We start from the raw sequence: 12,392 nt of genomic DNA on the forward strand, positions 1-12,392 counted from the left end.
CTTAACCTTGCTCCTCCTTGTGCAGCGACAGCGGCGTAAAGGCTCCCGGCAGCAGCTCAGCCACTGACCGGATCGACCAATCGCCCTTTAGATTTCCCATTATGACCATCATTTCCGGCGCGCATAGCTCGACAAGCACTTGCCTGCATACTCCGCATGGCGCGATCGGACCGTCCGTATCGCCGATAACGGCAATCGCTTGAAATTGTCCGGCCGGATGGCCGTCGGCGATCGCCCGGAACAACGCGGTTCTCTCCGCGCAGTTCGTTGGGCTGTACGCCGCGTTCTCGATGTTGCAGCCGTAGTGAACGGCGCCGTCCTTATCAAGCAGCGCCGCTCCTACTTGAAACTTCGAATAAGGCACGTATGCGCGCCGCATAGCAACAGTTGCGGCGCGCATCAAATCAACGTATGGTTCAGCTAATCCTTTGTATTCCACTCACGTTACTCCTTCCTATGAGCCCGTTACGAATCTCCATAACGGAGGTCCGAACACGATTAATCCGATTATCGACGCGAAGAACGCCGCTAACGTCACCGCCCCGGCCGCTACGTCTTTGGCCGCTTTCGCCACGGGATGCTGATTCGGGCTGGCCAGATTAACCGTCTGTTCGATTGCCGTATTCACGAGCTCCAAACTCATGACCAGAGCGATTGACAGCAAGATCAGGCACCATTCCGTAACGGTGATGGAAAGCCATAGCCCTAACGCAATGACAACCACCGCCGCCCCGCAATGAAACCTCATGTTCCGTTCTGACTTCAATGCAAAGCGGATACCCGAAAGCGCGTATGTGAAGCTTCGCAAATAAGCCCTCATTAACGGGTCAGACCCGCCTGCTGCAGCACGGCTTCTTGCTTGCCGGTCATGACCGCTTCCGACTGCTCGTCCTGATGGTCGTAGCCGATCAGGTGCAGAAAGCCGTGAACGAACAGAAACCCGATCTCGCGCTCTAAGGAATGCCCGTACTCTTCGCTTTGGGCGACGGCCCGTTCGACGGAAATGATAATGTCGCCGAGCATGCCGGATATCGGATCGAGCTCGTCCTCGCTTTCGACCTCGAAGATGATGTCGAGCTCCTCCGTCCCGTCATCTTGCATAGCGAAGGACAATACGTCCGTAGGACGGTCGATGCCCCGGTAATCGCGGTTCAAAGCATGAATGCTTTCGTCGTCGACGAAGGTGAGGGTCACTTCGCCTTCCGTCATGCCTTCGGCCTCTCCGGCGAACTGTAGCAGCTCCTTCAGCTTCTCGATCCATGCTTCGGGTATGTTTACTTTGTCTTGTTCGTTGCTGTAATCCAATTGCAAGCTCATACTAATTCGTACGCTCCTTCGTTTTGGCGTCGTCCGGATATTCGATGCGGGAGTGGAAAATGCCGATTACGCTTTCCTTCAGCGATTGCGCGACTTTGTCCAGCTCCTTCAAGGTCAGGTCGCATTCGTTGTATTGATTGTCGTCCAAGCGGCTTTTGATAATTTTTTGGATCATCGCCTCAACCTGCTCCACGGTCGGATTCCGCAAGCTGCGGACAGCCGCCTCCACGCAATCGGCGATCCCAACGACCGCTGCTTCCTTGGACTGCGCCTTCGGCCCGGGATAACGGAAGTCGTCCTCGGTGAAGGCGGGCTCGATACCCTGCTCCTCCGCCTGCTTAAGCGCTTTATGGTAGAAGTACTTGAGCGACGTTGTCCCGTGATGCTGCTCCGCGATGTCGCGGATCGGCTTCGGTATGTTATGCGCCTTCAGCATCTCGACTCCGTCCCGCGCATGGGCAACGATGATCGACTTGCTCAGCTTCGGATCGATCGTGTCGTGCGGATTTTCGATATTCGTCTGATTCTCGATAAAATAGTTCGGGCGCTTCGTCTTCCCGATATCATGGTAGAACGAGCCTACGCGGCACAGCAGCCCGTCCGCCCCGATCGATTCCGCCGCGGCTTCGGACAAATTCCCGACCATGACGCTGTGATGATAAGTGCCGGGCGTCTCGGTCAGAAGCTTGCGCAGCAGCGGGTGATTCGGGTTGGACAGCTCCACCAGCTTCAGCGCGGACAAGATGCCGAACGTGACCTCGAAGAACGGCATGAGTCCGATGACGAGCACGGCGGTAAGAAGACCGCTCGCGAACGCGAACGCCACGGAATAAATGAACGGCATCCGTTCGAGCTGCTCCGTCAGCAGGAGCACCGCCATTACCGATGCGGATCCGAACAAGCTGACCATGATGCCCGCTTTCAGAATGGTCGAGCGCTGGCTCGCCCTGTGGATCGAAAATACGGCCGCCAGCGATACGACGATGACAAAAAATCCGAATTTAAAATCGAACAGCTGATTCGGCTGGGTGTTCAGAATGACGCTGCCCATGATCGAGAACAAGAATGAGCTGATGATAGCCAAATGCAGATCCAGCAGCAGTGTAATCAGCATCGTTCCGAGCGCCGCCGGCGCCAAATAACCGGCATACGGCGCGGTGTCCGTCTGCGTGAACGCGATGATCTGCATCGTTATGATATTGATGAAGAAGATGAGCCACAGCATCAGGAGCTGAGAGTTGCCGTATTTCGGCTTGGCGCCGCCGAGTCCCCCCGAATGATGCAAATACGCGTAAATCACGATAATAGACATCAGGGAGAGGATAAGCAGACCTGCCTGCGGCCAATAATGCCTCTTGTCCTGCAGCAGGTTGGAATCCGACAACAGCTTGTACATATCAGCCGTAATCGTCTCGCCCCGCTTCACGATCACATCCCCTTCGTTATACACGACCGGCGGCGTATTCTGCTTGGCTTGAACCTTGGCTTCTTCCGTCGCTTCCTCATCGAGGAACCTATTCGGCATGATGGAGAATCGCGCCAGCTCCTGCACGATTTCCCTTTCGGTCCGGCTGGACAGCGTGCTGGCGTTCACCAGCTCGGCCACCTGCATGCGGGCCGTTTCCGCTTCCCTGAGCTGCTCGCTCGTCAGCTTGCGGACGATGTCCCGGGCCACGCTCCGCATCTCTTGAAGCTGCTCCGGCGTCAGCTGAGGCATCTTGTAGAAGGTTTCTTCCGGAATCGTGTACTGCTGCGCCTTCGCCACCCTTGCCATTTCTTCGAGCAGCGACTCGCTGTACGTTCCGGTCTTTCTGTTCGACTGGATAAAGCTATCGATATGCTGGACGTAACGGCCCGGTATTTCATCGCGGTAGATTTGAATTTTATTTTCTTTCGTTACCTGATCGTCCATGTTCAGCTGTTCGATCCGGAACAAAATCTGTTCAACCAGCGACTCGTTCCCCAGCGAAACGTTGCTGTACATATCTACGATGCGACCCGCCGCCTCTTCCTCGGCCAGTCTTGTCGCTTTCTCGTCGCGAATTTGGAACGGCGCCTTTATATCCTTCTCGCTGACGGCGCCTTCCGTTATATCATAGGTTTCGGGAATGACATGCGGCGCCAGGCTGAAGTAGAACAGCAGCACGAACAAGGCCATAAGCATCCATCTTACGGCGGGACTCTGCCTCCAGCCCGGCGCGACCGCCGTGCCCGCGTTCCCCTGCTTGCTTGTCCCGTTCCGATTCATGCGGCACTCGTTCCTCTCTAGGCTTTATTTTCGGTATCCCAATCATAAGCCATAATGATTTTTTGGACCAAGGAATGGCGGACGACGTCTCCTTCGGTGAAGTAGATCAAGCCGATTTCATCGATGTTCCGCAGGATCCGCTGCGCTTCAATGAGCCCCGATGTCTTGCCTCTTGGCAAGTCGATTTGCGTCACGTCTCCGGTCACGACCATCTTGGAGCCGAACCCGAGCCGGGTTAAAAACATCTTCATCTGCTCCGGCGTCGTATTCTGGGCCTCGTCCAAAATAATAAAAGAATCGTCCAGCGTACGGCCGCGCATGTAGGCGAGCGGCGCGATCTCGATCAAGCCTCTCTCCATCGCCTTCACCGTCTGATCGGGCCCGAGCACGTCATGCAGCGCGTCGTACAGAGGACGCAGGTAAGGATCCACCTTCTCCTGCAGGTCTCCTGGCAGGAACCCCAAGTTCTCGCCGGCCTCAACCGCGGGTCTGGTTAATACGATTCGTTTCACGGAGCCTTCCTTGAGAGCCGTTACCGCCAGCACGACCGCCAAATAGGTTTTGCCCGTTCCCGCGGGACCGATGCCGAATACGATATCCTTCTTGCGAATCGTCTTGACGTAGTGGCGCTGGCCGATCGTCTTGACCATAATCTTCTTGCCGCGGTATGTCGTAGCGACTTCCTTCTTGAACAGGTCGAGAAGCTCCTCCGCCTGCATCGTGCGTGCGAGCTCAAGCGCGTAAGCGACGTCCCGTTCCGACGGATTGTAGCCTCCCCGGACAAGCTGCAGCAACACCCGGTATAACTGCTCTAGCGACTCCGCTTCGTTCTCGGGTCCGGTAATGACGATTTCCGCTTCCCGGGACGCGATTTTGGACTCGACGCCTTCTTCTACTAATCTTAAAAACCGATCCTGAGGCCCGAATACAGCCAATCCTTCTGCTGCGTTTTCTAGCGGGATTTTTATCGTTTTCGTTTCGATTGGCAACAATTCTCAGTCTCCCTGCATCTGGACTATTGGCACTTCCTGAACAATCGATTGTTCCACTTCAAAAAGAACTTTCATATAAACTTTACCATTCTCAGCCTTTTCATGCAAAACAAATTCGCTTCTGACGACAGCGTCGCTTCCCGCTTTTTCGAGGACATCCGCTCTCGCCTGCATGATCCCGACGGCTTTTGCTTCTTCCTCCGACAGCGTTCGTTCCTGAAGCTCCGTCTCCATCACCGTTTCCTTCATTCGTCCGAAAGGCAGCGTAATATTGCGCCAGGAGAACCGTTCCTGATGATCGATCGTCTCGGAGGCTTCGAAGCCGTCCTTGCCGTAGCCGCTGATTTGAAGGGCGCGCGAGCCGATGACGGCGTACCATTTCGTTTTCTTCTCGCCCGTATAAACCTTCGTTGTCTGGATAAGAGGCGTTTCGACGAGAAATTCGTACCACACCAGCCCTCGGACCAATCCTTTGGCGACAACCGCGCGGGAATTCGTTTCGGAGCCGATAATGCCGGAAATCAAGGTTTGTCCTTTTTTGACGCGCGTATTTTTTTTCACGACGGCTTTGCCCGTTTCCGCGATGATCTGCGTGACAACGCCGTCCGCCGACGCGACCAAATGCCTCGGATTTTGCAGGTCCGGCAGATCCGGGATCGTCATCTCCACGACTCGGATGCTAACCTTGGTTCCTTTCTTCTCCACGCCGACCCATGTCGTGCCCGGCAGAGCAGTCACCAGCCGCTTCGAGATCACGTCGGGGCTTTGCAGGCGGAACGACCATTGCATGGGATACAATCCTTCTTGCTTCGCGGCCTGAAGGATCTGCTCCTCGGACAGCTTCACGTTTCCATCCACTTCAATGGTCCATACCAGCGACGACAACATGAATATAATCGCGAAGAACAGGGCGATCCCGCCCGTAAACCAAATCCTCCGCTCCGCCTTGACCAGCCAGAACGGCAGCCCCCTGCGATCCGTTACGTGAATCCGGCAGCCTGTCTCTTTCAAATACGGGCGAAGCCGGAAAAAATCGCTGACGGAAACCTCGAATTGGAGAAGCCCCTTGCTTGTCCAACGAATGCCGGACAGAGCAAGGCCTCCTGACAAGGCCCGATTGACGAACTGCTCGGGCGATCCGCCCCGCGCCTCGACGATCACAACGCCCTTAAACCATAATAACCCTTGTCCCCTCACCCTATTCTCCCCCTCAATCCTTTTATGGCAACAGCTGTATATTCGTAATAATCCCTTCGATAAAAACCTCTTCCGTCCATATCGTGCGTATGACCAGCGAGCTGCCCGTCACTTCCAGCTGGCCCTTGCTGAGCGCCAGACGAAGACGTTCGCTCGAAAACTGAACGACGCCCCGGTGGTTTTCGATATACAGCTGGCGATCGCCAATCATGGTTAGCCTAGGCAAGTCATAAACGACATCTTGCGGCATGTCGAGAAGCTCTGCCGTAAGCTTGTGGAATTTGCGTTTCAAATGGCGCATAGACGGGCTTTGACCTCCTTGGCGATAAAAGGGTAGTTCAAAAAGCCGATCGAACTTTTTGAACCTATATTTAAGTGTGCTATACCAAAATATGCTAAGCTCCTGTCCCTTATGTAATCCGACGGAAAAATAACAAAAAAAACACCCCTGTACAGGGGTGTTTTGTGTCCGGATATTATGCTATTGCAGAAATTGCTGTACAGCTTTGTTTACTAGTTTACCGTCTGCGCGCCCTTTTGTTTTGGGCATTAGAGCGCCCATCACTTTCCCCATTTCGGCTTTGGAAGAAGCACCGAGTTCTTGGATGGTCTGCCTTACTATCTCTTGAATCTCTTCTTCAGTCAGCTGCTCGGGAAGGTATTGACTAATAATTTCAATTTCTGCTGCAAGACCCGTTACCAGGTCATCGCGGCCGGCTTTTTGAAACTCTTGGAGGGAATCTTTACGTATTTTGATCTCGCGACTTAATATATCAAGCACTTCATTATCTTCCAGGGGACGCTTAAGTTCAATCTCCATATTCTTAACGGACGCACGCATCATGCGGATGGTGGTCAGCTTGAACTTGTCCTGACTCTTCATGGCTTGCTTCATATCGTCGTTCAATCGTTCGCTCAGGTTCATTATGCAAGGCTCCTCCTAAAACTTTCTCTTACGCGCAGCCTCGGACTTTTTCTTGCGCTTTACACTTGGCTTTTCGTAATGCTTGCGTTTTTTCACCTCAGCCAAAACACCGTCTTTAGCGATGGAACGTTTAAAGCGGCGAAGCGCAGCATCAATAGTTTCGTTTTTGCGAACTTTAGTTTCAGACACCAGTTTTCCCTCCCTCCGAAACAGACCGTCCAGAGCTATAACACGGTTTATCAAATTTCATTATAGAGTAAACAGAAACCCAGTGTCAACTTCCGATGGCTGGCAATAATCCGCCCAGCTTCTGGCCGCCTAACAAATGGATGTGCAGGTGGTAGACGACCTGCCCTCCGTCGCTGTTCACGTTGTTGATCAGACGGTATCCCGCTTCCGCGATTCCTTGCTCTTTGGCGATCTGCCGCGCGGCGGCAAACAACTCGCCGATCAGCCCGTTATCCTCGTCCGCGACATCGTTCATCGTTGGAATATGCTTCTTCGGGATGATCAATATATGTACGGGCGCAGCCGGCTGTATGTCCTGAAACGCCAAAACGCGTTCGTTTTCGAACACTTTTTTGGACGGGATGGAGCCTTCGACGATTTTGCAGAAAATGCAGTCCATTTTTCTTCTACCTCCTCACATGTCCTTTTACCTATCATAACGAAAATTTGAGCGCTCGTCCAATACGGAAAGCCGAACCGGAGATATAGCTCCGGTTCGGCTTCGGGTGCGTTCCGCTATTAATAATAAAAAGGCAGCAAGGATAAAGCCAACAGCGCTCCGAGAGGGAAGGCCCTGCGGTAAAAACGGCGGCGAGGGAAAAACGGATAACCAAACCCGCCGTAAGGGAAAAACGCGCGATCATCGACTTCTCCCGCGCAATACGGAATCGCTAAGTACACCATATCGTCGTCCACGTGCTCGATGAATCCGTCTTGAAGCGTCCCGTCGCTGGTCTGTACCATGACGTAGCGATGCATATGCTTCTCGCAATGGCCCTTCTTATGCGGAACTTGCGAAAGGTCCGCCGTATCTGTCACATTCGCGGCTTGCATCGCATTCATCGCATTCACGGGTTGCATCGGTTGCACGGGTTGCATAGGTTGCAGGGATTGCAAGTGTTGCATTCCATTCGTCACATTTTCCATAGTCATCAGCCTCCTGTCACCTCATCATATGCGGAAGTAGGCAGTTGGCTACTGCGTCGCGACCAAAATGTTAGGTCCCCGCCGCTCTCAAAGACGACTGGATTTCATCGGCCAAATCCAGCCAATCGTGCCCGCCGGACAAGCGGTACATCGCGTTGCGGCTTCCTTCAATCTCGTACGGGAACGCCGTAATCAGTTCCGTTAGGCCGGCGAGATGATCCATCAGCGCCATTACCGCTTTCCGTTCGTCCGGATTCAGCGCGCCTTCTCCTTCGCCGATCGCCAGCAAGCGGTCATGCCAATTGTTCACGAATGCATCGTATGCGGCCGGAGCTTCTCCGAATCGCTCGCCGCCAATAACGGCCGCGTGGTCCATAATGGCGGCAATGCCGCTATGCTCCGCCTGCAGCATCGCACCGCCTAGATGCTCGGCCGTCAATCTCGCCGATTCGGCGTCCGTATCGGCGAGCAAGCTTGCCTGTTCTGCGATCTCAGCCCAATAAGCAAGCTCGCTTTGGCCGTCCTTGAAGCCCGTGAAGATCGCTTCTCCCGTATCATAAGCATTGCCCCGGGTATGCTCGATATGCTTCGTATACAAGAGAACATTGCCCATCAAGCTCATGACGAGCAAGACCAAAGTAACGGGCAGCGCTATCGATCGCTTCCCTTTTGGTTGCTGCTCCATGGTTCTCCTCCTTTCCTATGGGTCGTATCCTCCTACAGCTTGACGAAACGGCCGCCGTCGAAGAAGTACAAATACAACTCGTCTACCTTCCTGCCAAACGTCATCCCGATGGCTTCCGCGTAAAGCTCCAGCTGGAATCGGTGGCGTTCCGCCGCCTTGTCCCAGCCTTCATTCACGATTCGGTCCGTTTTGTAATCAAGAAGCGTGAGTCCCCGCTCGTCCTGGAACAAACAGTCGATGACGCCCTGGATCAAAATCGGCTCGCCGGCTAGCTGGTCGTCCGGCCGCGCATAGACGCGGCCCGCAGGAAACATGCAGCTGAACGGCACCTCGCGCTTCACCCAATCGGCGCCCATCAGCCGTCTGCCGAGCTCGCTGCCGTAGAACTCCGTAATGGACAATGGATCGATCGCGTCCGCTTGCGCGGGCGTTAGAAGCTGCTTCTCGATCATCCGGTCCATTAATTCGCGGACTCCATCGCCTCTGATCGGGCCGTCGAGCGGAACATGCTGCATAAGCAGATGGTGAACCGAGCCTCTCTCCGCCGCCGTCAGCGACTTCTCCTCCATGAAGGAAGGTCTGCGCAGGCGAAGCGTGAAGCTTTGCTCGACCGGAGCGGAGCCACGAATGCCTGCTTTTGGCGGATCCTGGCTGGAAGTCGCGCGCTCCGGTTCCCATTCGGCAGCGTCCGCCGGCGGCTCCGCATGCAGGCGCTTCATCTCCGTAACGGACGTTTTGGCCGGCATGCCGATCGCGGCCTGGTGCGGATACTGCCACTCCAGCCTGCCTTGCAGCTCAGGATCCGCTTCCGCATCGTCGATCAGCGCCAGGGAAACGACCGCCTGCAGACGTTCGCGTGCCATCTCCGCATTCTCGTCCGGCTCAGCCTCCATCGAGGCGGCCGCTTCGTTCACGAACAGCTCGGCGGGCGCGATCGCCGCTTCCCATGCAAGCGAAGACTGCTCAAGCACCAGCCGATCCGAGGCGAGAGGTCCCAGCCAATCGATGAACGAACGCGCCGTCGCGATACTGTAGTCGGAGACGCCGCCTTGTCCGTCCCGCGCTTGCGACCAGCGGGTCAGCGCTTTGTCCGCGTCGGAAACCGTGCCTACCAGATACATCTTCTCCTTCGGCCTCGTCAGCGCCACGTACAGGATGCGCATTTCTTCCGCGAGCATCTCCATCCGGAGCTTCCGGCGTATCGCGAGAAACGGAAGCGATGGATAGCTGATCCGCTGCTCGGTGTCTACGCGGCGGGGCCCGAAGCCCAGCGTTTTATGCTTCAGAAAAGCGCTTCTCGTATCCTGCTCGTTGAATCGCTTGCCTAGCCCGGCAACGAATACGAAGGGAAACTCGAGCCCCTTGCTCTTATGAATGGACATGATCCGGACGACGTCCTCGCCCTCGCCCAGAGCGCCCGCCGTGCCGAGATCCCCGCCGCTGTCCCTCATCCGCTCAATGAATCGCAGGAAACGGAACAAGCCCCGGAAGGAAGTCGCTTCGTACTGCCTTGCCCGGTCGTGAAGGGCTCGCAGATTGGCTTGGCGCTGCGCTCCTCCCGGCAAGCCGCCGACGAAGTCGTAATACCCCGTCTCGCGGTAAATTCGCCATAACAGCTCCGCCAAGGAGCCTTGACGCGCCTCGTTCCGCCAGCGGTCCAGCCGGTCCAGGAAGCCGGCGAGCTTCAATCTCGCCTCCTCGCCTAGCCGTTCGGAGCCGGCGGCGCGCAGCACGGCTTCGTAATAAGAGGCGTGATGCGCTTCAATGCGGACGCGCGCGAGCTCTTCCGCCGTCATGCCGAACATCGGAGAGCGAAGCGCGGCTGCGAGCGGTATGTCCTGATACGGATTATCGATAACCCTCAGCAGCGACAGCATCGTCTCGACTTCCGTCGCTTCGAAATAGCCGCTGCTAAGCTCCGCGTATGCCGGAACGCCCAGCTGCTGCAGCTCTTCGATTATAACCGGCGACCAGCTTTGGGTCGCGCGAAGCAGAATCACGACGTCACGCCACTGCAGGGGACGGTAAGCTTTTTTCTTGCCGTCATACACTTGGAACCCGCTGTCGATGAGCTCTCTCAGCTGCGCCCCGATCCACCGGGCCTCCAGCTGAGCGACCTTCAGGTCGGCAAGCTCCTCCCCGGAGGAGGAACCGCCTTCCGCCCCTTCATCGCCTGTCTGCTCCGCATCCAGAGACGGATCTGCTTCTTCCTCTTCTTTGCCGGTGCCGCGGTCGAGCACCGCGAATTGCACGTTGCAGCTTCCCGGGTACAGAGGATCCGGGTAAGACGCCCCGCATACCAATTCCGCGCGGCTGTCGTAGTCCATCTCGGCTACTTTCTCCCGCATGATGCCCCGGAATACGCCGTTAACGCCGTCCACGACCTCCCGGCGGCTTCGGAAATTGCGCGCGAGGTCGATCCGCTTGCCGGTGGACTCGGTTTCTGCCGAGCCGATCTGACCATCCGTCTTGCTCCGGTACGCTTTATATTTGGCCAAGAACAGGTTTGGCTCCGCCAAGCGAAACCGGTAAATGCTTTGTTTGACATCGCCTACCATGAACCGGTTGCCTGCGCCGGGCCGCTCGATCAGCGATACGATGGCTTCCTGCACCATATTCGTATCCTGATATTCGTCCAGCAGGATTTCGTCGAACGTTTGCTGGTAATCCAGCGCGGCGATCGAAGGCAGCATCCGCTCGGGCGAAGATTCGGGCGCCCGCAGAATGCGCAGGCAATAATGCTCCAAATCGCCGAAATCCAGCAAGCCCTTCGATCTTTTGGCCGCCTCGTACCGCTCGCCGAAGGCGATGACCAGCTCGGCCAGCGTCTTCATCAAGGGCGCAAGCTCCTCGAGTTCCTCGGCGAACTCCTCCGCGTCCCGCCCGAACAATTCCTCCGCCAGCCCGGAAACCAGCTTCTTCGCGCTTTCCCGAAGCTCCTTGGCCTGCTCCTGAAGCGATTTATCGTATTCGTCTCCCCGCATCGCCTTCAATTTTCCGAAAGCCGCTTGCCTGAACGCCTCGCCCCAATGTCTCCAGGTGGTCGTCCATACGCTCTCCAGAAGCTGTTCCACGAGCGCCAGATCGGCGGACAACGCCTCCGCGTAAGGCGCGGGACCCGCGGGCTGGCGGGTCAGCTCCAGGGCTTGGCGCAGCCTTGCCGCGGCGCCATCGAGCGCGAGCAAAATGTCCGCGCGAAGAGAAGCCACCCATGTGCTGCCCTCCAGCTCGTCGACGGTTGCCGCTTCGAAGGCCGCCGCCGTCTCCCTCAGCCAATGCTCCGGCCACGGATGGCTTTGGGCGAAGTCGTACAAGCTCTGCACCAATTGGTACAGAGGCTCGTCCCCGCGCTCTCCGCCGTATCGGTCGGCCAGCAGCAGGAATGCGCCGTCCGGTTCGGATTCGCCGCCGTATTTCTCCTCGAACAGCTCGTCAAGCACGTCAAGCCGCATCAGCTCGCTCTCCGTTTCGTTGGCGATCCGGAAGCCCGGGTCGAGGCCGATAAGCGGATAATAACGCCGAATAACGTCCAGACAGAAGGAATGAAGCGTCGTGATCGACGCTTTGCCCATAAGCGCCAGCTGCTTCCGCAAATGCTCGGAATCCGGGTGGCGCTCCAGCTCCTTCTCGAGCGCGAGTCGGATTCTGTCCTTCATTTCGGCCGCGGCCGCTTTCGTGAAGGTGGCGACCAGCAGACGGTCCACATCGGTATGAGACGAGATTTTGCGAATGATGCGCTCTACCAGCACCGCCGTCTTGCCCGAGCCCGCGGCGGCGGCTACGAGCACGTTCTCGCCTCCGGTTACGATGGCCTCCCACTGATCATCCGTCCAGGTGCTGTTCTCCGGCTTCGCCGGCATGATGTTCGTCATG

Annotated in this window: 13 protein-coding genes; all 13 read right to left on the reverse strand. The window is 56.4% G+C overall.

Annotated features, from left to right (window positions below):
• Position 1 precedes the first annotated feature (1 nt).
• The 13 genes from NQZ67_RS04700 to addA all read right to left on the reverse strand — a co-directional run bounded on the left by NQZ67_RS04700 (position 2) and on the right by addA (position 12,391).
• Complete coding sequence (locus NQZ67_RS04700; protein ID WP_257443391.1) at positions 2–400, reverse strand: cytidine deaminase; 399 nt, start codon at positions 398–400, stop codon at positions 2–4.
• A 54-nt stretch (positions 401–454) separates the two neighbouring features.
• Positions 455–820, reverse strand: a complete 366-nt coding sequence (locus tag NQZ67_RS04705) for a diacylglycerol kinase family protein (protein WP_257443194.1) — start codon at positions 818–820, stop codon at positions 455–457.
• Positions 820–1,317 carry an rRNA maturation RNase YbeY gene (gene ybeY / locus NQZ67_RS04710; protein WP_257443196.1) on the reverse strand — a complete coding sequence of 166 codons (498 nt, stop codon included), beginning with the start codon at positions 1,315–1,317 and terminating at the stop codon, positions 820–822. The genes NQZ67_RS04705 and ybeY overlap by 1 nt, the downstream gene beginning before the upstream one ends.
• 1 nt (position 1,318) lies before the next feature.
• Complete coding sequence (locus NQZ67_RS04715) at positions 1,319–3,565, reverse strand: HD family phosphohydrolase (protein ID WP_257443198.1); 2,247 nt, start codon at positions 3,563–3,565, stop codon at positions 1,319–1,321.
• Between the two features lie 17 nt (positions 3,566–3,582).
• On the reverse strand, positions 3,583–4,554 hold the full coding sequence (locus tag NQZ67_RS04720; RefSeq protein WP_257443393.1) for a PhoH family protein: 972 nt from the start codon (positions 4,552–4,554) through the stop codon (positions 3,583–3,585).
• A gap of 6 nt (positions 4,555–4,560) precedes the next feature.
• Positions 4,561–5,754: a sporulation protein YqfD gene (gene yqfD / locus NQZ67_RS04725; protein WP_257443200.1), complete on the reverse strand. Its 1,194-nt coding sequence runs from the start codon at positions 5,752–5,754 to the stop codon at positions 4,561–4,563.
• 22 nt (positions 5,755–5,776) lie between these two features.
• The gene (gene yqfC, locus NQZ67_RS04730; RefSeq protein WP_257443202.1) at positions 5,777–6,055 is read right to left on the reverse strand and encodes a sporulation protein YqfC; all 279 of its coding nucleotides are present in this window, start codon (positions 6,053–6,055) and stop codon (positions 5,777–5,779) included.
• 180 nt (positions 6,056–6,235) lie between these two features.
• Entirely contained in the window at positions 6,236–6,679 is a 444-nt protein-coding gene (locus NQZ67_RS04735) for a GatB/YqeY domain-containing protein (RefSeq protein ID WP_257443204.1), read from the reverse strand.
• A 15-nt stretch (positions 6,680–6,694) separates the two neighbouring features.
• The gene (gene rpsU, locus NQZ67_RS04740; RefSeq protein ID WP_005547957.1) at positions 6,695–6,868 is read right to left on the reverse strand and encodes a 30S ribosomal protein S21; all 174 of its coding nucleotides are present in this window, start codon (positions 6,866–6,868) and stop codon (positions 6,695–6,697) included.
• Between the two features lie 85 nt (positions 6,869–6,953).
• Positions 6,954–7,307 (reverse strand): histidine triad nucleotide-binding protein, encoded by a 354-nt coding sequence (locus NQZ67_RS04745; RefSeq protein WP_257443226.1) that lies wholly within the window; start codon positions 7,305–7,307, stop codon positions 6,954–6,956.
• Between the two features lie 119 nt (positions 7,308–7,426).
• Entirely contained in the window at positions 7,427–7,834 is a 408-nt protein-coding gene (locus NQZ67_RS30290; protein WP_306812689.1) for a hypothetical protein, read from the reverse strand.
• A 70-nt stretch (positions 7,835–7,904) separates the two neighbouring features.
• Complete coding sequence (locus tag NQZ67_RS04755) at positions 7,905–8,519, reverse strand: hypothetical protein (RefSeq protein ID WP_257443228.1); 615 nt, start codon at positions 8,517–8,519, stop codon at positions 7,905–7,907.
• Positions 8,520–8,551: 32 nt separating this feature from the next.
• The gene (gene addA / locus NQZ67_RS04760; RefSeq protein WP_257443229.1) at positions 8,552–12,391 is read right to left on the reverse strand and encodes a helicase-exonuclease AddAB subunit AddA; all 3,840 of its coding nucleotides are present in this window, start codon (positions 12,389–12,391) and stop codon (positions 8,552–8,554) included.
• Between the last annotated feature and the right edge of the window lies 1 nt (position 12,392).

Origin of the sequence: Paenibacillus soyae, from assembly GCF_024623455.1 — a bacterium.
Lineage (GTDB): Bacteria > Bacillota > Bacilli > Paenibacillales > Paenibacillaceae > Pristimantibacillus > Pristimantibacillus soyae.